General features: G+C 72.8%; 17 protein-coding genes and 1 pseudogene. 12 read left to right on the top strand and 6 right to left on the bottom strand.

Going from position 1 to position 20237, the window contains the following annotated elements:
* Positions 1 to 101: 101 nt before the first annotated feature.
* Positions 102 to 572 carry a DUF6099 family protein gene (locus tag ACWCV9_RS24275; RefSeq protein ID WP_385840520.1) on the top strand — a complete coding sequence of 157 codons (471 nt, stop codon included), beginning with the start codon at positions 102 to 104 and terminating at the stop codon, positions 570 to 572.
* Positions 573 to 655: 83 nt separating this feature from the next.
* Here ACWCV9_RS24275 and ACWCV9_RS24270 read toward each other — a convergent pair whose 3' ends face one another.
* Positions 656 to 853 carry a hypothetical protein gene (locus tag ACWCV9_RS24270; protein WP_450789475.1) on the bottom strand — a complete coding sequence of 66 codons (198 nt, stop codon included), beginning with the start codon at positions 851 to 853 and terminating at the stop codon, positions 656 to 658.
* 237 nt (positions 854 to 1090) lie between these two features.
* Between ACWCV9_RS24270 and ACWCV9_RS24265 the strand changes: the two genes are divergently transcribed.
* A complete protein-coding gene (locus tag ACWCV9_RS24265) occupies positions 1091 to 2014 on the top strand; it encodes an LLM class F420-dependent oxidoreductase (RefSeq protein ID WP_450789474.1) in 924 nt (307 codons plus the stop codon).
* 60 nt (positions 2015 to 2074) lie between these two features.
* Here ACWCV9_RS24265 and ACWCV9_RS24260 read toward each other — a convergent pair whose 3' ends face one another.
* Positions 2075 to 3043, bottom strand: a complete 969-nt coding sequence (locus tag ACWCV9_RS24260; protein ID WP_450789472.1) for a D-alanyl-D-alanine carboxypeptidase family protein — start codon at positions 3041 to 3043, stop codon at positions 2075 to 2077.
* A gap of 188 nt (positions 3044 to 3231) precedes the next feature.
* Here ACWCV9_RS24260 and ACWCV9_RS24255 point away from each other — a divergent pair, with 188 nt between their 5' ends.
* The 4 genes from ACWCV9_RS24255 to ACWCV9_RS24240 all read left to right on the top strand — a co-directional run bounded on the left by ACWCV9_RS24255 (position 3232) and on the right by ACWCV9_RS24240 (position 9294).
* Entirely contained in the window at positions 3232 to 4173 is a 942-nt protein-coding gene (locus ACWCV9_RS24255) for a hypothetical protein (protein WP_450789471.1), read from the top strand.
* Positions 4174 to 4273: 100 nt separating this feature from the next.
* Complete coding sequence (locus ACWCV9_RS24250; protein ID WP_450789469.1) at positions 4274 to 5173, top strand: DUF4232 domain-containing protein; 900 nt, start codon at positions 4274 to 4276, stop codon at positions 5171 to 5173.
* A 54-nt stretch (positions 5174 to 5227) separates the two neighbouring features.
* Positions 5228 to 6691 (top strand): 3' terminal RNA ribose 2'-O-methyltransferase Hen1, encoded by a 1464-nt coding sequence (locus tag ACWCV9_RS24245; RefSeq protein ID WP_450789468.1) that lies wholly within the window; start codon positions 5228 to 5230, stop codon positions 6689 to 6691.
* A complete protein-coding gene (locus tag ACWCV9_RS24240; protein WP_450789466.1) occupies positions 6688 to 9294 on the top strand; it encodes a polynucleotide kinase-phosphatase in 2607 nt (868 codons plus the stop codon). The genes ACWCV9_RS24245 and ACWCV9_RS24240 overlap by 4 nt, the downstream gene beginning before the upstream one ends.
* 21 nt (positions 9295 to 9315) lie before the next feature.
* On the opposite strand, the gene ACWCV9_RS24235 is transcribed toward ACWCV9_RS24240, so the two are convergent.
* The gene (locus ACWCV9_RS24235) at positions 9316 to 10209 is read right to left on the bottom strand and encodes a hypothetical protein (protein WP_450789464.1); all 894 of its coding nucleotides are present in this window, start codon (positions 10207 to 10209) and stop codon (positions 9316 to 9318) included.
* The gene (locus tag ACWCV9_RS24230; RefSeq protein ID WP_450789462.1) at positions 10206 to 11315 is read right to left on the bottom strand and encodes an SPFH domain-containing protein; all 1110 of its coding nucleotides are present in this window, start codon (positions 11313 to 11315) and stop codon (positions 10206 to 10208) included. The genes ACWCV9_RS24235 and ACWCV9_RS24230 overlap by 4 nt, the downstream gene beginning before the upstream one ends.
* Positions 11316 to 11454: 139 nt before the next feature.
* Between ACWCV9_RS24230 and ACWCV9_RS24225 the strand changes: the two genes are divergently transcribed.
* The 3 genes from ACWCV9_RS24225 (at position 11455) to ACWCV9_RS24215 (ending at position 15359) form a co-directional block, all read left to right on the top strand.
* Entirely contained in the window at positions 11455 to 12678 is a 1224-nt protein-coding gene (locus ACWCV9_RS24225; RefSeq protein ID WP_450789461.1) for an arginine deiminase, read from the top strand.
* A gap of 121 nt (positions 12679 to 12799) precedes the next feature.
* Positions 12800 to 13807 carry an ornithine carbamoyltransferase gene (gene argF / locus ACWCV9_RS24220; protein WP_450789459.1) on the top strand — a complete coding sequence of 336 codons (1008 nt, stop codon included), beginning with the start codon at positions 12800 to 12802 and terminating at the stop codon, positions 13805 to 13807.
* A 103-nt stretch (positions 13808 to 13910) separates the two neighbouring features.
* Entirely contained in the window at positions 13911 to 15359 is a 1449-nt protein-coding gene (locus tag ACWCV9_RS24215) for an amino acid permease (RefSeq protein ID WP_450789458.1), read from the top strand.
* Here ACWCV9_RS24215 and ACWCV9_RS24210 read toward each other — a convergent pair.
* Positions 15319 to 15771, bottom strand: a complete 453-nt coding sequence (locus ACWCV9_RS24210) for an ATP-binding protein (RefSeq protein ID WP_450789456.1) — start codon at positions 15769 to 15771, stop codon at positions 15319 to 15321. The two genes, ACWCV9_RS24215 and ACWCV9_RS24210, sit on opposite strands and share 41 nt — an antisense overlap.
* A gap of 295 nt (positions 15772 to 16066) precedes the next feature.
* Here ACWCV9_RS24210 and ACWCV9_RS24205 point away from each other — a divergent pair, with 295 nt between their 5' ends.
* From ACWCV9_RS24205 to ACWCV9_RS24195, 3 genes and pseudogenes are all read left to right on the top strand, one after another.
* Entirely contained in the window at positions 16067 to 16894 is an 828-nt protein-coding gene (locus ACWCV9_RS24205; RefSeq protein ID WP_450789454.1) for an enoyl-CoA hydratase family protein, read from the top strand.
* 6 nt (positions 16895 to 16900) lie between these two features.
* Entirely contained in the window at positions 16901 to 19171 is a 2271-nt protein-coding gene (locus ACWCV9_RS24200) for a bifunctional salicylyl-CoA 5-hydroxylase/oxidoreductase (protein ID WP_450789452.1), read from the top strand.
* 16 nt (positions 19172 to 19187) lie between these two features.
* Positions 19188 to 19400 (top strand): annotated as a pseudogene (locus ACWCV9_RS24195) (bifunctional salicylyl-CoA 5-hydroxylase/oxidoreductase); the annotation flags it as partial.
* A gap of 22 nt (positions 19401 to 19422) precedes the next feature.
* Here the strand turns inward: ACWCV9_RS24195 and ACWCV9_RS24190 are convergent.
* Positions 19423 to 20235: a PaaX family transcriptional regulator gene (locus ACWCV9_RS24190; protein WP_450789450.1), complete on the bottom strand. Its 813-nt coding sequence runs from the start codon at positions 20233 to 20235 to the stop codon at positions 19423 to 19425.
* Between the last annotated feature and the right edge of the window lie 2 nt (positions 20236 to 20237).

Raw genomic sequence — 20237 nt, 5'->3', positions numbered from 1 at the left:
CTTCCTCTGGCTTTTCGCCCCACAGACCCTCACTCTGGGTAGTGAACAGAAGAGTTCACTCGGCCGTGCGAGGCAGCGCGGTGGACGGACGGGGGTACGGCGTGGAAGCGATAGGTCTGATCCTCACGAGCCGGCGCGCCCTGACGGGCGGCACCGACGCGCCGGAGCTGATGGCGGAGGTATGGCAGGCACAGGCCCTGGCCCAGGCGATCGGCAGCCGGCTCGCCGTCTCCGGTCCGCCTGAGCTGCGCGGCGAGGCGCTCGGCCTGACCGAGCTGGCGGGCCGGGGCTGCGGCGTCCTGGACCCGCCCGAACTCGACCCCGGCGATCTGCGCGCCGCCCAGCTGACCGGGTTGACCGACGCCCGCGAGACCCTGCTGTGCCTGGGCGGGCTGCTCGCCGAGGTCGGCATCACCCTGGTCGGCCTGGCCAGCACCGCGGCCGACGAGACCACGTACTGGCAGTGCATGGAGGCCATCGACGCGGCCGACGAGTCCCGTGACCGCGTCCTGGAGATGCTGCGCAAGCTGGCCGCGCGCGAGGAGGCGTTACCCGAGCGGGAGTACGGCTGAGAGAAGCAAGCGAGGGCACGGGATGCGGCAAGGGCGTCGACGGCGTGTCCGGTGCGGTGCCGCCGGCGGCGGCGGCCGCGGGGTCAGGTGGTGCCCAGCTCCGCCTCGCCGGCCGGGGTCCGCCGCGGTCCCCCCGTCTGAAGATCCGCCAGGGCCGACAGATCCGCGTTCAGCGCGGCCATCAGCTCCTCCATCTGCTCCAGCAGCCCCTTGGGCCGGCCGGCGGAGCCACTCGGCTGACCGGCCGGGCCACCCTGCGGCGGAACCGACTCTTCGGACATGACGGCCTCCTCGGCCCCCGGCCCCGGCAGGGCCGGCGTGTTGACGCGCGACGGCGGCCACCGTCCGGCGCGGGTGCCGGACGGTCCGGCTCCGACGGCCCAACGATCATCACCGGGGCCGGTCACCGGCCCGGCACCCGGCCCGCGCGCGGGGCGGCGAATTTCACCCGACCGGGGACCGCCGTGCCACGAGGCACCGGCGAGGTTGACGGCGCCCGGGGCGTGCAGGATGGATGTATGGACCTTCGAATCTTCACCGAGCCCCAGCAGGGGGCCACCTACGACACCTTGCTCACCGTGGCCAAGGCCACCGAGGACCTCGGCTTCGACGCCTTCTTCCGCAGCGACCACTACCTCCGCATGGGCAGCTCCGACGGACTGCCCGGCCCCACGGACGCCTGGATCACGCTCGCCGGACTCGCCCGCGAGACCCGGCGCATCCGCCTCGGCACCCTGATGACCGCGGGCACCTTCCGGCTGCCCGGTGTGCTCGCCATCCAGGTCGCCCAGGTGGACCAGATGTCCGGCGGCCGGGTCGAGCTGGGCCTCGGCGCGGGCTGGTTCGAGGAGGAGCACAAGGCGTACGGCATCCCGTTCCCGAAGGAGAAGTTCGGGCGGCTGGAGGAGCAGCTGGCGATCGTCACCGGGCTGTGGGCCACCGAGGTGGGCAAGACCTTCGACTTCCACGGGAGGTACTACGACCTCACCGAATCGCCCGCGCTGCCCAAGCCGGCCCAGCGGCGGATCCCGGTGCTCATCGGCGGTCACGGCGCGACCCGCACGCCGCGGCTGGCCGGCCGGTACGCGGACGAGTTCAACATGCCGTTCGCCTCGGTCGAGGACAGCGAGCGGCAGTTCGGCCGGGTGCGCGCCGCCGCCCAGGAGGCCGGGCGGGCCGCGGACGAGCTGACGTACTCCAACGCCCTCGTGGTCTGCGTCGGCCGGGACGACCAGGAGGTGGCCCGGCGTGCCGCCGCCATCGGCCGTGAGGTGGAGGAGCTGAAGGTCAACGGACTCGCCGGTTCCCCGGCCGAGGTGGTCGACAAGATCGGCCGGTACGCCGAGATCGGCTCCCGGAGGATCTACCTCCAGATCCTGGACCTCGACGACCTGGACCACCTGGAGCTGATCTCCGCCCAGGTCCAGTCGCAGCTGTCGTAACGCCCCCGCGGCAGCCCTCTGGCCCGGGCCGGCTTGGCCCGGGCCAGGGGGACGGGGCATTCAGCCGCGCTGGGCGAAGCCGTAGTCGAGGATCTTCGTCGCGTCCTTGAACCGCTGGTCCACCGAGGTGTCCGCGAGGATCGTGCCCACGACGGTCTTGCCGCCCCGGGTGGCCGCGAACACCAGGCAGAACCCGGCCTCCGTACCGGAGCCGGTCTTCACGCCGATGGCGCCCTTGTAGGTGTCGAGCAGGGTGTTCGTGTTCTTCCAGGGGGCCATGGCGGTGGTGCCGCCACCGGGCCGGTACGACGTCATGTCGGCGTACTTCTTGGTGCCGACGACCTTCTTGAACGTCGCGTTCTTCAGCGCGGTCGCGGCCAGCTTCGCCAGGTCGCGCGGCGAGGCGTGGTTGTTGCCGTTCGACACCCCGTCGAAGGAGTCGAAGTAGGTGTTGGTCAGGCCCAGTTCACGGGCCTTGGCGTTCATCTTGGCGATGAAGGACTTGGTGCGGGCGGCCGTCGTCGAGCCGGTGCCGTAGGTGTCCGCCAGCGCGTAGGCAGCGTCGCACCCCGACGGCAGCATCAGCCCGTACAGCAGGTCGCGCACCTTCATCGAGTCACCGAGGACCAGACGCGCGCTGGAGTAGCGCTGGACATGGGTGACCGGGTCGATCACGTAGTCCGTGTACTCCTTCTTGATCTTCACCTTCCGGTCGAGGTTCAGCTTGGGCTGCGACAGCACCACGAGCGCCGTCATGATCTTCGTCGTGGAGCCGGTGCGCAGCGGTGCGGTGGCGGCCTTGGTGAACAGCACCTTGCCGGTGGCCGCGTTCATCGCGTACGCGCCCTGCGCCGACACCTGCGGCGCCGCGGCGGACACGCGCGACGGCGCGGTCGCAGACGTGTGCGGCCGTGCCGCGGGCGCCGCCTGGGCCGGTGCGGCCGCGAGGATCCCCGTGGCGAGGACGGCACCGGCCGCCGCCGTGGCGACGGCTCTGCCGCCCACGCGCATCCCTCGACTGGTCGTCATGGTTCGTTCCCCTTGCGTCAGTGGTCAGTTGACAGGCGCTCACTCCATCAGGTCCGGGTTCCGGCGGCCATGGCGGAGATCACAGCGGCCGGTGCGAGCGCCGCACGGTGTGCCGTATCCGTGGAACCTGTGACGGAACTGTGGGCTCCATCACAGCGCCGGTGATCGCGAGCTGATCGTATGACCGGGTGCGCAAAGTGCTCCCCCTCGCCCTCACCGGCCTGCTGGCCCTGACGGCATGCCAGTTCACCGGTCATGACGACGACCATGCCGAGCAGGCCCGGCGACTCAACACCATGGCGGCGTTCCCGCTGCACAGCTATCTGCCGGACCCGGCCTCGGACGACGGGAAGGCCATCGTCAAGGCGCAGTGGCTGCTGGCCAAGCGGTGCATGATCGGTCTCGGGTACGCCGGCTTCTCGGCGCTCGACACCAGCACCGTCGAGTCGACCTACCCGGTCCGCAAGGGAAACGCCCCGCTCAGCAGCTCGGTCGGTGACGACAGCCCGTACGGCGTCGACGACCCCGATCTGGCGGCCCAGCGCGGCTACCACCTCCGCGACCCGGAGAAGGACAGCCAGCCGCAGGAGTGGCCCGACGACCAGTACCTCGCGCTCACCGGCGCCTTCGGCTCCGGCGACAGCCACCTCGCCCACGGTCACGCCATCCCCGAGGGCGGCTGCCTGGGCCGGGCGACCCGCACGCTGTACGGCGCGCCGCCCAAGGCGACGAAGGTCGGCAAGCTGAAGCTCACCGGCTCCTTCGCGCTGGCCATGGAACTCTGGTACGAGTCCCACAAAGAGGCGCGGAAGGACCCGGCCTGGAAGAAGGCCGACCGCGCCTGGTCGGCCTGTATGAAGAAGAAGGGCTTCCACTACTCCGATCCCGACCAGGCCACCGACGACTTCGCTTGGCACCGGACCGACGGGCCTTCGGAGAAGGAGACGAAGACCGCGACCGCCGACGCCCGCTGCAAGCTCGACACCGACTACATCCGCACCGTGCACACCATCGACATCCGCGCCCAGAAGGCCGCCATCGGCAGGCACAAGGCCGACCTCGACCGGGTGCTCGCCGCGGACGCCCGCGCCCTCGACAAGGCCCGGACGGTCATCGACCAGGAGTCCTGAGCACCCCGGACGCCACCCGAGCCGCCCTGTGACAGGGCTGTGACAGGAACTGTGGCCTCCGCCCTACGCCGGCCGGTCCGCCCCGGCCGACGATCACCGGATGCGCCGAACCCCGCTCCTCCGTGCCGCCGCGGCGGTGACCCTGCTCGCGCTGACGGGCTGCGGCTCGAAGACGGCCGGCCCGGGCGGGACCGGCGCCCAACCCCGCTGCCCTTCCGCCACCGGCACCCCGCAGCCGCTGCCCGCCGCCACCCTGACCCGGGACGGGGTGACGATCACCGGCGTGTCCGGCGGCGGCCACGGCTGCCGGAGCGGCCGCTTCTTCGCCGACTTCACGGTCACCAACCCCGAGCGGACGGCGATGACCTACACCGTCACCTTCCGCTTCCGGCCCGCGCCCGGCGACGGCACCGGCATCGCGCGGCAGACCGTGCCGGCCGTCGGACCGGGCCGTACCGCCCGCGGCAGCGTCGTACTCGGCGAACTGCCCGCGGACGCCTCCGCCGTGACCGGCGTGTCGGTCGAGCAGGTGCGCAGCGTCCCCACCGCCGAAGCGCCCTCCCAGGGCGGCCCCTGCCCGGCCTCCGGGACACGCCTCTACCCCGACCAGGGCGACGCCGCCATGGGGCTGCGCGTCGTCGGCCTGCACCTGGAGAACTGCGGCACACGCCCGTACGCCCTCGACGGCCGCCCCGCGCTCCGCGTCCTCGGCGCCGACCACGCACCCGTCACCGGCGTCCGGGTCGTCCCCGGCGAAAGCGTCGCCACCAGCACCGGCGCCGACGGCACCCCGCGACCCCTCACCCTCGCCCCCGGCGAGCGCGCCTACGCCGTCCTCGTCTGGCGCAACACCACCGAGGCCGGCGACCCCGTCAACGCGCCCTATGTACGGGTGTGGGCCAGGCCCGGCGCCGCGCCCGTGACGGTGACCCCCGAACTGGACCTCGGTACCACCGGCCGGCTCGGCATCGGCCCCTGGAAGAAGGAGGACGCCGGCTAGCGGGGTGCGGAAAACCAGTGGTCGCCGCGGAGGGGGAGCGACAGACTCGATGGCGTGTTCCTGACGATCTCCACGCACGGCGACTCCGCCCGCCCGGCCACCGACCTCGGATTCCTGCTGCACAAGCACCCTGACAAGGCGCAGCGGTTCTCCACCTCCCATGGCACCGCGCACGTCTTCTACCCCGAGGCGGACGACACGCGCTGCACGGCCGCGCTGCTCCTGGAGATCGATCCGGTCGCGCTGGTCCGGCGGGGCAAGGGCAAGGGCCGCGGCGGCGCCCCCGACGCGGCGCTCGCGCAGTACGTCAACGACCGGCCCTACGCCGCGTCCTCGCTGCTCGCGGTCGCGCTGAGCGGTGTCTTCTCCAGCGCGATGCGTGGGGTCTGCACCGCCCGCCCCGAGCGGGCCGTCACCCCGCTGCCGCTGCGCATCGAGATTCCCGCGCTGCCCGCCCGCGGCGGACCGGAACTGGTCCGCCGGCTGTTCGAGCCGCTCGGCTGGGCGGTGACCGCCGAACCGGTCGCCCTGGACAGCGAGTTCCCGCAATGGGGCGACTCGCGCTACGTCCGCCTGGCCCTTCAGGCCGGGACGCTGACCCTCGCCGAGGCGCTGCGCCATCTGTACGTCCTGCTGCCGGTGCTCGACGACGCCAAGCACTACTGGGTCTCCGCCGACGAGGTGGACAAGCTGCTGCGGGCCGGCGAGGGCTGGCTGCCCGGGCACCCGGAGCAGAAGCTGATCGTCGGCCGCTATCTGTCCCGCCGCTGGTCGCTGGCCCGGCAGGCGATGGAGCGGCTGGAGCTGGTGCGGCTCGCGGAGGCCGACGACAGCGAGGTCGAGGACATCGACAACGCGGTCGGCGAGGAGACCGAGACGGAGGAGCGGCCGACCCCGCTCGCCGTGCAGCGCCGGGACGCGATCATCGAGGCGCTGGGCGCCTGCGGTGCCGCCCGGGTGCTCGATCTCGGCTGCGGCCAGGGCCAGTTGGTGCAGGCGCTGCTGAAGGACGCGCGGTTCACCGAGATCGTCGGCGTCGACGTGTCGATGCGTGCGCTGGCCATCGCGGGGCGGCGGCTCGGGCTGGACCGCATGGGCGAGCGGCAGGCCTCGCGGGTCCGGCTCGTCCAGGGCTCGCTCGCCTACACGGACAACCGGCTCAAGGGCTACGACGCCGCCGTGCTCAGCGAGGTCGTCGAACACCTCGACCTGCCCCGGCTGCCCGCGCTGGAGTACTCGGTGTTCGGGCACGCCCGCCCGCGCACGGTCCTCGTGACCACCCCGAACGTCGAGTACAACGTCCGCTGGGAGACCCTCCCGGCCGGACATGTGCGCCACGGCGACCACCGCTTCGAGTGGACCCGCGAGGAGTTCCGCGCCTGGGCGGCCGCCGTTGCCGAACGGCACGGCTACGCCGTGGAGTTCCGTCCCGTCGGCCCCGACGACCCCGAGGTGGGACCGCCCACCCAGATGGCAGTGTTCACCCTCGACGCCGTGAAGGAGGCGAAGGCAGCATGACCGAGGCGACCGACAGCAAGCGGCGGGTCCTTCCCGTCACCGACCTCTCCCTCGTCGTCCTCGTCGGCGCCTCCGGCTCCGGCAAGTCGACCTTCGCCCGCCGGCACTTCAAGCCCACCGAGGTCATCTCCTCGGACTTCTGCCGCGGACTGGTCTGTGACGACGAGAACGACCAGAGCGCGACCCGGGACGCCTTCGACGTCCTGCACTACATCGCCGGCAAGCGGCTGGCGGCCGGCCGCCGGACCGTGGTGGACGCCACCAGCGTGCAGCAGGACAGCCGGCGCCAGCTGATCGAACTCGCCCGGACGTACGACGTCCTGCCCATCGCCATCGTGCTGGACATGCCGGAAGAGGTGTGCGCCGAGCGCAACGCGGCCCGCGCCGACCGCGCGGACATGCCACGCCGGGTCATCCAGCGGCACATCCGCGAACTGCGCCGCTCGCTCCGCCATCTGGAGCGCGAGGGCTTCCGCAAGGTGCATGTGCTGCGCGGCCCGGCGGAGGCCGAGCAGGCCACCGTCGTCACCGAGAAGCGGTTGAACGACCTGACGCACCTCACCGGCCCCTTCGACATCGTCGGCGACATCCACGGCTGCTCCGCCGAACTGGAGTCCCTGCTCGGCAAGCTGGGCTACGTCGACGGAGTCCACCCCGAGGGCCGTACCGCCGTCTTCGTCGGCGACCTCGTCGACCGCGGCCCGGACAGCCCCGGGGTGCTGCGCCGGGTGATGTCGATGGTGAAGTCGGGCAACGCCCTGTGCGTGCCCGGCAACCACGAGAACAAGTACGGCCGTTACCTCAAGGGCCGCAAGGTCCAGCACACCCACGGACTGGCCGAGACCATCGCGCAGATGGAGGGGGAGAGCGAGGAGTTCCGGCAGGAGGTGCGGGAGTTCCTCGACGGACTCGTCAGCCACTACGTCCTCGACGGCGGCAAGCTGGTCGTCTGCCACGCCGGGCTGCCCGAGAAGTACCACGGCCGCACCTCCGGCCGGGTCCGCTCGCACGCCCTGTACGGCGACACCACCGGCGAGACCGACGAGTTCGGGCTGCCGGTGCGCTACCCGTGGGCGGAGGAGTACCGGGGCCGGGCGGCGGTGGTCTACGGCCACACCCCCGTCCCGCAGGCGAGCTGGCTGAACAACACCATCTGCCTGGACACCGGTGCCGTCTTCGGCGGCAGACTGACCGCGCTGCGCTGGCCGGAGCGCGAGCTGGTCGACGTACCGGCCGAGCGGGTCTGGTACGAGCCGGCGAGGCCGCTGCGCACCGAGGCACCGGGCGGTCTGGACGGCCGCCCGCTGGACCTGGCGGACGTGCACGGCCGCCGGGCGGTGGAGACCCGGCACGCGGGGCTGGTGGCGCTCCGCGAGGAGAACGCGGCGGCGGCGCTGGAGGTCATGAGCCGCTTCGCGGTCGACCCGCGCCTGCTGCCGTACCTGCCGCCGACCATGGCGCCGACGGCGACCTCCACGGTGGATGCCCGCGGCGGAGCCGCTGATGGGCACTTCCTGGAGCATCCGGTCGAGGCGTTCGCGAGTTACGCGCGGGACGGGGTCGAGCGGGTCGTGTGCGAGGAGAAGCACATGGGCTCGCGGGCCGTGGCCCTGGTGTGCCGGGACGCGGCGACGGCGCGCGAGCGGTTCGGCGCTGGGGGCACCTCCCGCTCGAGCGAAGCCGAGAGTGGGGGAGGCCCGACCGGGTCCCTCTACACCCGTACCGGGCGGCCGTTCTTCGACGACGAGAACGTCACCGAGGAGATCCTCGGCCGGCTTCGCTCGGCGATCGGGGCCGCGGGCCTGTGGGACGAACTGGCCACGGACTGGCTGCTGCTGGACGCCGAGCTGATGCCCTGGTCGCTGAAGGCCGCGGGGCTGCTGCGCAGCCAGTACGCGGCCGTGGGCGCCGCCTCCGGCGCGGTGTTCCCGAGCGCGCTGACCGCGCTGGAGACCGCCGCCGCCCGGGGCGTCGACGTCACCGGCCTGCTGGACCGCCAGCGGGAACGCGCCGCCGACGCGGCGGCGTTCACCGCCGCCTACCGCCGCTACTGCTGGACCACCGACGGCCTGGACGGCGTCCGGCTGGCCCCGTTCCAGATCCTGGCCGCCCAGGGCCGCAGCCTCGCCGCGCTGCCGCACGACGAGCAACTCGCCCTGATCGACCGGATGGTGGAGCACGACGGCACCGGGCTGCTGCGGACCACCCGGCGGCTGTACGTCGACACCGGCGACCCCGACTCGGTCCGTGCCGGTGTCGACTGGTGGCTGGAGATGACCGGGCGCGGCGGCGAGGGCATGGTCGTCAAGCCGGTCGGCGCGCTGGTGCGCAGCCCGGAGGGCCGACTGGTGCAGCCCGGCATCAAGTGCCGGGGCCGCGAGTACCTGCGGATCATCTACGGCCCCGAGTACACCCGGCCCGAGCAGCTCGACCGGCTGCGGCAGCGGTTCCTGAACCACAAGCGGTCCCTCGCCCTGCGCGAGTACGCCCTCGGCCTGGAAGCCCTGGACCGGCTCGCCGCCGGGGAGCCGCTGTGGCGGGTGCACGAGGCGGTGTTCGGCGTACTGGCCCTGGAATCGGAACCGGTCGACCCCCGCCTGTAGGAGCCCGCCGCGCGGCCGGCGCTACCCCGCCAGCCGCAGGCGGTGTGCGGACACGCCCAGGCGGACCGTCTGGCCCCAGGTGAGGTGGAGGGCGTCGGATTCGATGCCGTCGCCGAAGGCGATCAGGCGGTCGGACTCCACGGTGAGCGTCAGCGCCGCCGAGGCCGTGAGGTCGCCCGCCACCAGGGTCGTACCGGTGGCCGGGGACGGCCAGGCCTCGCGGACGAACCACACCAGGCGGTCCTCGGTGGGGGAGGGCAGCGGGAGCCGGCTGCCGCGCTCCTGCCACACCGAGCGGAGCCAGCCCGTCGCCCCGGTCCCGGTGCCGACCAGCACCCCGGAGGAGGCCTGGGCCTCGGCGACACCCCCGTCGCCGTCGAGGCCCAGGCGGTACCGGGCGGTCTGATGACCGGCGGCGCCCAGGTAGATCTCGTTGAGGGCCACCAGCCGCTGGGTGTCGTCGGCGACGGCCTCCACCATGGTGAGTTCGTCGGCGCCGGTCTGATACACCCCCGGCAGAAGCTGCGCGGCGTCCGCCGGGCGGTGGCGCACCAGGACTCCGGGGTTGCGGCCGGGATCGGCGTCGATGCCGATCACCGGCTGGCCGGCCAGGTACTTGGCGACGTTCGCGACCAGCCCGTCCTGCCCGACCACCACCACCACGTCCTCCGGGGCGAACAGGAACCGGTCCAGGTCGGCCCGCTCCACCCGCGCCTGCCGCCAGGTCAGCGGCACCGCCGCGACCACCTCGGCCAGCGCCCGGTGGGCCCGCCGGTGCCGCTCGGCGACCTCCTCGATGTCCCGGCCCCGGGAGGCGAGGAAGAAGGCGGCCTGGCCGTGCGTGCCGTGCCGGGCCACCAACTCCTCGTACTCCGTGGTCCGGTGGACCAGCACGGCGCGCGGCGTGAGGCTCATGCCCCGGCCTCCGGTGCGCCGCCGAGCCGCGCGAGGAGCCCGGTCAGCACGTCCGGCGAGATGGTCACGCTGTCGATGTTCGGCAGGTTCTCGGCCACCCGCATCGCGGCGAGCGCGTGCAGCGTGGCCACCTCGGCGTCGGCGTGCACCCGCAGCCAGGCCGCCCGTGCCTGCGCCCGGGCCTCGCCGACCTCGCGGGCCTGCTCGGCCTCCGCGCGGGCGAGCCGTACCGCCTTGTCCGCCTCCGCCGCGGCCATCCGCTCCATCCGGGCGGCCTCGGCCGTCGTCATCCGCTCGGTGCGGACCGCCTCCGCCTCCGCGAGCCGTACCGTGCGGGCGGCCTCCGCGTCCGCGCGCACGGCGTCCGCCGCCGCCAGTTCCTCGGCCTCGCGCCGCGCGTTGGTGCCGCGCTGCTCGACCAACTGCTCCTCGCGCCGGGCGAGTTCGATCTTGCTGGCGAGTTCGTTCTCGGCGATCGCGCGCTCCCGCTCCACGGCCACCGCCCGGCGCTCGTAGGTCGCCCGGTCGGCCTCCTGCTGGATCTGCTCCCGGGCCGGTGTGCGCAGCGCGCGTTCCACCTCGGCCTCCGGGCGTACGGCGACCACGCGGACGGCGACCACCTCGATACCGGTGGCCGGGAGCCGGGGCTCCGCCGCGAGTCCGGCCGCGAGGCGCTCGCGCACCGCGGCGACCCCGCCGGTCAGCGCCGCCGACAGCGGGGTGCCGGCCAGCACGTCCAGGGCGTGTTCCTGGGCCGTCTCGGTGAGCAGGGTGCCGAGCTGTTCCAGCGGGGCGCCGCGCCAGGCGCCGGTGTCGGGGTCGACGGAGAAGTCGAGCCGGGTGGCGGCGAGCGCCGGGTCGGCGATGCGGTAGGTGACCGTGGCCTGCACGGTCACGTCCTGGAAGTCGGCCGTACGGGCGTGGAAGGTCATCGCCAGTTCGCGGTCGTCCACCGGGATCTCGGAGAGGGCCGCGGTCAGCGCGCGGAACCAGAAGCTGAGCCCGGGCCCGTCGTGGACCAGCCGTCCGGAGCGGTGGTGCCGGATGTGCGCGGTCGGCGCGCCCCGCAGATGGCGCCAGCCGAAGCGGCGGGTGATGTCGGCCATGGGGTCCCCCTGGTTCCTCGATTTTCGTCACTGAGACGATAAACGGAGCGCCTACTTGTCGTCAAGGAGACGAAAACTGGTGTTCGGGGAATCTGCTCGGTTGCGGGTGAATCCGGGCCCCGGTGGTCAGGATGGAGGCATGGCATTCCATGTCGACTCCGAGGCCGGGCGGCTGCGCCGCGTCATCCTGCACCGGCCCGATCTCGAGCTCAAAAGGCTCACCCCCAGCAACAAGGACGCCCTCCTCTTCGACGATGTGCTCTGGGTGCGCCGGGCTCGCGCCGAGCACGACGGCTTCGCCGACGTGCTGCGCGACCGCGGGGTCGCCGTGCACCTCTTCGGTGACCTGCTCGCCGAGACCCTCCAGGTCCCCGAGGCCCGCACCCTCGTCCTGGACCGGGTCTTCGACGAGAAGGAGTACGGCCCCCTCGCCACCGACCATCTGCGCGCCGCCTTCGACCGCACCCCCCCGGCCGCGCTGGCCCAGGTCCTGGTGGGCGGTATGACCAAGCGGGAGTTCCTGGAGCTGTACGAGGAGCCCGCCTCGGTCCGCTTCCACGTCATGGAGCTGGACGACTTCCTGCTCCCCCCGCTGCCCAACCACCTCTTCACCCGCGACACCTCGGCGTGGATCTACGACGGCGTCTCCATCAACGCCATGCGCTGGCCCGCCCGGCAGCGCGAGACCGTGCACTTCGAGGCGATCTACCGCCATCACCCGCTCTTCCGGGACGAGGGCTTCCGCGTCTGGTCCCGGGGGCAGGCCGACTTCCCCTCCACCATCGAGGGCGGCGACGTGCTGGTGATCGGCAACGGCGCCGTCCTCATCGGGATGAGCGAGCGCACCACCCCGCAGGCCGTGGAGATGCTCGCGCACAAGCTGTTCGCGGCCGGCTCGGCGCATACGATCGTCGCGCTCGACATGCCCAAGCGGCGGGCGTTCATGCACCTCGACACGGTGATGACCATGGTCGACGGCGACACCTTCACGCAGTACGCCGGGCTCGGCATGCTCCGCTCGTACACCATCGAGCCGGGCGTCGGCGAACGCGAGCTGAAGGTCACCGACCACCCGCCGGAGCACATGCACCGGGCCATCGCCGCCGCCCTCGGCCTCGGCGAGATCCGGGTGCTCACCGCCACCCAGGACGTGCACGCGGCCGAGCGCGAGCAGTGGGACGACGGCTGCAACGTGCTCGCCGTCGAGCCCGGGGTGGTCGTCGCCTACGAGCGCAACTCCACCACCAACACGCATCTGCGCAAGCAGGGCATCGAGGTGATCGAGATCCCGGGCAGCGAGCTGGGGCGGGGCCGGGGCGGGCCGCGCTGTATGAGCTGCCCGGTGCAGCGGGACGCCGTCTGACCGGCGGGCGCCGTCCACCTGGCGGACGTGAGGTGCGCAACGAGGGCACGACTGTATAGAAATGTCGACCGTCGTATAGAATTCCAAAAGTCCGTGCCACCCGCATCCCTGGAGCGCCCCCATGGCGACAGCCCCGACCGCCCTCGCCGGCCGCCACTTCCTCAAGGAGCTGGACCTCACCGAGGAGGAGTTCCGCGGCCTGATCGAGCTGGCCGCCGAGCTGAAGGCCGCCAAGAAGGCCGGGACCGAGACCCAGTACCTGCGCGGCCGGAACATCGCGATGATCTTCGAGAAGACCTCGACGCGCACCCGCTGCGCGTTCGAGGTCGCCGCCGCCGACCAGGGCGCCCACACCACCTACCTGGACCCGTCCGGCTCGCAGATCGGCCACAAGGAGTCGGTCAAGGACACCGCCCGGGTCCTCGGCCGGATGTTCGACGCCATCCAGTACCGGGGCGACAGCCAGGCCAAGGTCGAGGAACTGGCCGCGCATGCCGGCGTGCCCGTCTACAACGGCCTCACCGACGACTGGCACCCCACCCAGATGCTCGCCGACGTGCTCACCATGGTCGAGCACAGCGCCAAGCCGCTGAACCGGATCGGCTACGCCTACCTGGGCGACGCCCGCTTCAACACGGGCAACTCCTACCTGATCACGGGCGCGCTGCTCGGCATGGACGTGCGGATCGTCGCGCCCAAGGCCTACTGGCCGGCGCAGGACATCGTGGACCGCGCCCAGGAGCTGGCCGCCTCCAGCGGTGCCCGGATCACCCTCACCGAGGAGATCGCGGAGGGGGTCGCGGGCGCCGACTTCGTCGTCACCGACGTCTGGGTCTCCATGGGCGAGCCCAAGGAGGTCTGGGCCGAGCGGATCACCGCCCTCGCCCCCTACGCCGTGACCATGGACGTCCTGCGCGCCACCGGCAACCCGGACGTGAAGTTCCTGCACTGCCTGCCGGCCTTCCACGACCTCGGCACCGCCATCGGCCGCGAGGTGTACGAGAACCACGGTCTGACCTCGCTGGAGGTCACCGACGAGGTCTTCGAGTCCGCCCACTCGGTCGTCTTCGACGAGGCCGAGAACCGCCTGCACACCATCAAGGCGCTGCTGGTCGCCACCCTCGCCTGAGGGGCCTTATCCTGACCGGCGGCCCAGGGAGCCACCCCTTCCCCGGGCCACCGCCGCGGCTGTACGACAGTCGCCCGCACCATCAGAAACGAGCACCACCCGTATGCCCGCTCCACGCATCAAGTCCCCGCACCTGCTCGTCGCCGAATCCGGCGCCGACCGCGAGGGCCACGGCCTCCAGCGCACGATGGGCCTCTTCCAGCTCATCTGCTTCGGTGTCGGCGCCATCGTCGGCACCGGCATCTTCGTCGGCCTCTCCGACTCCGTCGCGCAGGCCGGCCCGGCCGTGGTCGTCTCCTTCGTCCTGGCCGCGATCACCTGCGTCTTCACCGCCTTCTCCTTCGCCGAGCTGGGCGGTGCGATCCCGGTCTCCGGTTCCTCGTACTCCTTCGCCTACGCCGGCCTCGGCGAGTCCACCGCCTTCCTGGTCGGCTGGTGCCTGCTGCTGGAGTACGGCATCTCCATCTCGGCGGTCGCCGTCGGCTGGAGCCAGTACGTCAACGAGCTGCTGCACAGCCTCACCGGCCTCCAGCTCCCGGCCGCGCTGTCCGCGGGGCCCGGTGACGGCGGCGTCATCAACCTCCCCGCGGTGATCGTCATCGCCATGGCCTCGGTGCTGCTGGTGCGCGGGGTGCGGGAGAGCGCCCGGGCCACCGCCGCCATGGCCGCGGTGAAGCTCGCGATCCTGCTCGCCTTCTGCGTCATCGGCTACAGCGCCTTCAAGCACGGCAACCTCACCCCGTTCTCCCCGGCCGGCCTCGGCGGCATCGGCGCGGGCACCACCGCCGCGTTCTTCTCGTACATCGGCTTCGACGCGATCACCACGGCCGGCGAGGAGGCCAAGAATCCGCGCCGGGACATCCCGGTCGCGATCATGGTCTGCATGGGCATCGTGACCCTGCTGTACTGCGCGGTCGCGCTCGCCGCGATCGGCGCCATCGGCGGCAAGCAGGTGGCCGGCCGCCCCGCGGCCCTGTCCTACGTCGTCAACGAGGTCACCGGATCCACCATCGGCGGCGGGGTCATCGCCTTCGGCGCGGTCGTCGCGATCGCCTCCGTGGTGCTCGCGGTGATGTACGGCCAGACCCGCATCCTGATGTCGATGTCCCGGGACGGCCTGATCCCGCGCGTCTTCGAGAAGGTGAACCCGAAGACCTCCACCCCGGTGGCCGGCACGCTGATCGTCGCCCTCGTCTTCGCGCTCCCCGCGGCCTTCGCCTCCCTGGACGCCGTGATGAACCTGTGCACCATCGGCACCCTCGCGATCATGGCCGTCGTCAACATCGCGGTGATCGCCCTGCGCCGCCGCGAACCGGGCCTCACCCGCAGCTTCCGGGTGCCGCTGTACCCGGTGGTACCGCTGCTCGGCGTCGCCTTCTGCCTCTACCTGATGTACGAGACGGGCTGGCAGACCTGGGTCCAGTTCGCGGTGTTCCTCGCGGTGGGCGCGGTGCTCTACGCCGCGTACGGCCGCCGGCACTCCACCCTGGCCCAGGCCCCGGCCGCGGAGGTCACTGCCGACGACGCTGTGCGGGAACAGCAGGCAGTGTGAACCACACCGCCTTGCCCGACGGGGTGGGGCGGTGACCGCAGGAGGAGCTGAGGGCGCGGATCAGCAGCAGCCCGCGCCCGCCCTCCTGCCAGACGTCCGGCATCTCGATGACCGGGCGGATGAGATGCCCGGGGGGTGCCGGGTCCGGGTCGTGCACCTCGACCTGGCAGCCGCCCGGCGCCAGCTCCACCACCAGCTCTATCGGGCCGCGCCCCGCGGTGTGCTCCACCGCGTTGGCCACCAGCTCGGCCGTGAGCAGTTCCGCCGTGTCGCTGTCCGCGGTGTGCTCCACCTCGGCGAGCGCCGTACGCACCAGGGCGCGGGCCACGGGCACCGCGGCGGCGGTGTGCGGCAGCGCGATGCGCCAGGAGGCCGATTCGGTGGGGCGTTCGTGCAAGGCGAGTCCGTTCATGGAGCAGGCTGTCCTGCTTTCGACTGTAGGAATGGTACGGGCCCGGCCACTACAGACCGTCGTCGGGCTTCGCCGGGACCCCTCGGCCCCGGTACCGGCGGCCTACCCAGGCCGGTGGCCTGCCTCGCCCGCGCGGGCCCACTGTTACGGCGCTGTCGATGATCGGTGACGGACGTGACCGGACTCGGCCAATCGACTGAGGTGTGTCGCGCACTCGTGACGACAGTCAAAAACGAGTGATAACTTCATGGGACAGTGCAACCTACGGCACCACCGCCCTAGGAGGCCGCCCACCATGAGTCCCTTCACCGGCTCCGCCGTCCGCACCGCCGACTGGGAGCATCTGCGGGTCCAGCTCGCCGACGGGGTCGCCACCGTCACCCTCGCACGCCCCGAAAAGCTCAACGCCCTCACCTTCGGCGCCTACGCCGACCTGCGCGATCTGCTCGCCGAGCTGTCCCGGGAGCGGGCCGTCCGCGCCCTGGTCCTGGCCGGCGAGGGGCGCGGCTTCTGCTCCGGCGGCGACGTCGACGAGATCATCGGCGCCACCCTGTCCCTGGACACCGCCCAGCTCCTCGACTTCAACCGGATGACCGGCCAGGTGGTGCGGGCGATCCGCGAGTGCCCGTTCCCGGTGATCGCCGCGGTGCACGGGGTGGCGGCCGGCGCCGGAGCGGTCCTCGCCCTGGCCGCCGACTTCCGCGTCGCGGACCCCACGGCCCGCTTCGCCTTCCTCTTCACCCGCGTCGGCCTGTCCGGCGGCGACATGGGCGCGGCCTATCTACTGCCCCGCGTCGTCGGCCTCGGCCACGCCACCCGGCTGCTGATGCTCGGCGAACCGGTCCGGGCCCCGGAGGCGGAGCGGATCGGCCTCATCAGCGAGCTGGTGGAGGAGGGCGGCGTGGACGCGGCGGCCCAGGCACTGGCCCGCCGGCTGGCCGACGGACCCGCACTGGCCCACGCCCAGACGAAGGCGCTGCTCACCGCGGAACTGGACATGCCGCTGGCGGCCGCGGTGGAACTGGACGCGGCGACCCAGGCCCTGCTGATGAACGGCGAGGACTACGCCGAGTTCCACGCGGCCTTCACGGAGAAGCGGCCGCCGAAGTGGCGGGGGAGGTGAGCGCCCATGCTCCGCGTGGCGATCATCGGCGGCGGTCCCGGCGGCCTCTATGCGGCGGCCCTCCTGAAACGTCTCGACCCCGACCGGGACGTGACCGTCTGGGAGCGCAACGCCCCCGATGAGACCTTCGGCTTCGGCGTGGTCCTCTCCGACGAGACCCTCGGCGGCATCGAGCACGCCGACCCCGTGGTCTACGAGGCGCTGCGGCAGCGCTTCGTCCGCTGGGACGACATCGACATCGTCCACCGCGGCACCCTCCAGCGCTCCGGCGGGCACGGGTTCGCCGCCGTCCGCAGACGGACCCTGCTGAAGATCCTCCACGAGCGGTGCCGCTCCCTCGGCGTGCGGCTCCGCTTCCGTACCGAGGCCCCGCCCGTGGACACCCTGTCCCGGGAGTACGACCTCGTCATCGCCGCCGACGGGGTGCACAGCGCCACCCGCGAGGCCTATGCCCACGCCTTCGGCCCCCGGGTGACGTCACACCGCTGCCGGTACATCTGGCTCGCCGCCGAGTTCGCCTTCGACGCGTTCCGCTTCGAGATCGCCGAGACCGAGCACGGCGTGATGCAGCTGCACGGCTACCCGTACGCGCCCGGCGCCTCCACCGTGATCGTGGAGATGCGCGAGGAGGTCTGGCGGGCGGCCGGATTCGACGCCGTCACCCCGCAGGAGTCCATCGAGCGCTGCGCCAAGATCTTCGCCGACGCACTGGACGGCCGCCCCCTGCACTCCAACAAGTCGGCGTGGACGACCTTCCGCACGGTGGTCAACGAGCACTGGTCGCACGGCAATGTGGTGCTGCTCGGCGATGCCGCCCACACCGCGCACTTCTCCATCGGCTCCGGCACCAAGCTCGCCGTCGAGGACGCCCTGGCCCTCGCCGCGTGCCTTCAGGAGCAGCCGGACGTGCCCGGCGCGCTGGCCGCCTACGAGGCCGAGCGCAAGCCCGTCGTCGCCTCCACCCAGCGGGCCGCCCGCGCCAGCCTGGAGTGGTTCGAGAACCTTCGGTTCCATCTCGGCCAGCCGCCCCGCCAGTTCGCCTTCAACCTGCTCACCCGCAGCCGCCGGGTCACCCATGACAACCTCCGGCTGCGCGACCGCCGGTTCACCGACGCCGTGGAGCGCGAGTTCGGCTGCCCGCCCGGTACGCCGCCGATGTTCACCCCGTTCCGGCTGCGCGGGCTGGCGCTGCGCAACCGGGTCGTGGTGTCCCCGATGGACATGTACTCGGCCACCGACGGCGTCCCCGGCGACTTCCATCTCGTCCATCTCGGCGCGCGGGCGCTCGGCGGAGCCGGGCTGGTGATGACCGAGATGGTGTGCGTGAGCCCGGAGGGCCGGATCACCCCCGGCTGCGCCGGCCTCTACACCGGCCGGCAGGCGAAGGCCTGGCGGCGCATCACCGACTTCGTGCACACCCGGGCGCCGGGCACCGCGATCGGGGTGCAGCTCGGGCACTCCGGCCGCAAGGGCTCGACCCGGCTGATGTGGGAGGGCATCGACGAACCGCTGCCCGAGGGCAACTGGCCGCTGGTGGCCGCCTCCCCGCTGCCGTACAAGCCGGCCAGCCAGACCCCGCGGGAGCTGCACCGGGCCCAGCTCACCGACATCCGCGAGCAGTTCACCGCGGCGGCGCGGCGGGCCGCCCGGGCCGGCTTCGACCTGCTGGAACTGCACTGCGCGCACGGCTATCTGCTCTCCGGCTTCCTCTCCCCGCTCACCAACCGGCGCACCGACGCCTACGGCGGTTCACTGGAGAAGCGGCTCAGGTTCCCGCTGGAGGTCTTCGACGCCGTCCGCGCGGTGTGGCCGGCCGAGCGGCCCATGACGGTCCGGACCTCCGCCACCGACTGGGCCGAGGGCGGCACGACCGCCGAGGACGCCGTGGAGATCGCCCGCGCCTTCGCCGCGCACGGCGCCGACGCGATCGACGTCTCCACCGGGCAGGTGGTGGCCGAGGAGGCACCGGAGTTCGGGCGGTCGTACCAGACGCCGTTCGCCGACCGCATCCGGCACGAGGTGCGGGTGCCGGTCATCGCGGTCGGCGCGATCTCCTCCTGGGACGACGTGAACTCGCTGATCCTGGCCGGCCGCACCGACCTGTGCGCGCTCGCCCGGCCGCATCTGTACGACCCGCACTGGACCCTGCACGCGGCCGCCGAGCAGGGGTACGACGGCCCCGGTGCGGTGTGGCCCGCGCCCTACCGGGCGGGCAGCCGCCGCCCCCAGACCGGCCGCACGGACGCCCCGAAGCCCCGGCTGACCCTCGGCGGCTGAGCACCGTGTCGGGGGCGATGTGGATTCGCTGATCCTGGCCGGCCGCACCGACCTGTGCGCGCTCGCCCGGCCGCATCTGTACGACCCGCACTGGACCCTGCACGCGGCCGCCGAGCAGGGGTACGAAGGCCCCGGTGCGGTGTGGCCCGCGCCCTACCGGGCGGGCAGCCGCCGCCCCCAGACCGGCCGCACGGACGCCCCGAAGCCCCGGCTGACCCTCGGCGGCTGAGGTCGGCCTCCGGGGGGCCGTGTCAGAGGCCCGCGAAGCGGGCGCCCGCGTCCCGCAGCCTGGTGTGCAGGCCGTGGAACACCTCCGCGGAGCGGACGCCCGGCCAGCCGGCGGGCAGCAGCCGGGTGGGCAGGCCCGGGTCGGTGTACGGCAGGTGGCGCCAGGAGTCCAGGGCGAGCAGGTAGTCGCGGTAGGCCTCCTCGGGCGGGGTGTCCGCGCGCCGCTCCCAGGCGCTCAGGACGGGCGCGTGCGCGTCCAGGAAGCGCTCGTGCTCCTTGGCGATCGCGGCCAGGTCCCACCAGCGGGCCACCGCCTCGGCCGTGGCCGCGAAGCCCAGGTGCTCCCCGCGGAAGAAGTCGACGTACGGGTCCAGCCGGAGCCTGCACAGGGTGTGCCGCGCCTCCTCGTACAGCCGCGCCGGGGCGATCCACACCCCGGGGGCGGCCGTACCGAAGCCCAGACCGGCCAGCCGGGAGCGCAGCACATGCCGCTTCTGCCGCTCCGACTCGGGCACCGAGAACACCGCGAGCACCCAGCCCTCCTCCCGGGGCGCGGCCTCGGTGTAGATGCGGCGGTCGCCGTCCTCCAGCAACTGGCGTGCCTCCGCGGAGAGCTCGTACCCGGCGGCGCCGGCCGCGGTGCGGGCCGGCAGCAGCAGGCCGCGCCGTTTGAGCCGGGACACCGAGGACCGGACGGAGGGCGCGTCCACCCCGACCGCGGCCAGCAGCCGGATCAGCTCGGCCACGGGCATCGGACCGGGCATGAAGCGGCCGTAGGCGCCGTAGAGCGTGACGATGAGGGACCGGGGGGCGTGCTGCTCGGACACGTTGATCATTT

The sequence above is a fragment of the Streptomyces sp. NPDC001606 genome (assembly GCF_053596835.1).
This window is presented reverse-complemented; position numbering and strand designations above follow the sequence as displayed.

Excerpts from the sequence above, each read along its gene's own strand:
- ACWCV9_RS24270 (WP_450789475.1), bottom strand. The coding sequence starts at position 853 with ATGTCCGAAGAGTCGGTTCCGCCGCAGGGTGGCCCGGCCGGTCAGCCG.
- ACWCV9_RS24265 (WP_450789474.1), top strand. The coding sequence starts at position 1,091 with ATGGACCTTCGAATCTTCACCGAGCCCCAGCAGGGGGCCACCTACGAC.
- ACWCV9_RS24260 (WP_450789472.1), bottom strand. The coding sequence starts at position 3,043 with ATGACGACCAGTCGAGGGATGCGCGTGGGCGGCAGAGCCGTCGCCACG.
- ACWCV9_RS24250 (WP_450789469.1), top strand. The coding sequence starts at position 4,274 with ATGCGCCGAACCCCGCTCCTCCGTGCCGCCGCGGCGGTGACCCTGCTC.
- ACWCV9_RS24240 (WP_450789466.1), top strand. The coding sequence starts at position 6,688 with ATGACCGAGGCGACCGACAGCAAGCGGCGGGTCCTTCCCGTCACCGAC.
- ACWCV9_RS24235 (WP_450789464.1), bottom strand. The coding sequence starts at position 10,209 with ATGAGCCTCACGCCGCGCGCCGTGCTGGTCCACCGGACCACGGAGTAC.
- ACWCV9_RS24230 (WP_450789462.1), bottom strand. The coding sequence starts at position 11,315 with ATGGCCGACATCACCCGCCGCTTCGGCTGGCGCCATCTGCGGGGCGCG.
- ACWCV9_RS24225 (WP_450789461.1), top strand. The coding sequence starts at position 11,455 with ATGGCATTCCATGTCGACTCCGAGGCCGGGCGGCTGCGCCGCGTCATC.
- argF (WP_450789459.1), top strand. The coding sequence starts at position 12,800 with ATGGCGACAGCCCCGACCGCCCTCGCCGGCCGCCACTTCCTCAAGGAG.
- ACWCV9_RS24215 (WP_450789458.1), top strand. The coding sequence starts at position 13,911 with ATGCCCGCTCCACGCATCAAGTCCCCGCACCTGCTCGTCGCCGAATCC.
- ACWCV9_RS24210 (WP_450789456.1), bottom strand. The coding sequence starts at position 15,771 with ATGAACGGACTCGCCTTGCACGAACGCCCCACCGAATCGGCCTCCTGG.
- ACWCV9_RS24205 (WP_450789454.1), top strand. The coding sequence starts at position 16,067 with ATGAGTCCCTTCACCGGCTCCGCCGTCCGCACCGCCGACTGGGAGCAT.
- ACWCV9_RS24200 (WP_450789452.1), top strand. The coding sequence starts at position 16,901 with ATGCTCCGCGTGGCGATCATCGGCGGCGGTCCCGGCGGCCTCTATGCG.
- ACWCV9_RS24190 (WP_450789450.1), bottom strand. The coding sequence starts at position 20,235 with ATGATCAACGTGTCCGAGCAGCACGCCCCCCGGTCCCTCATCGTCACG.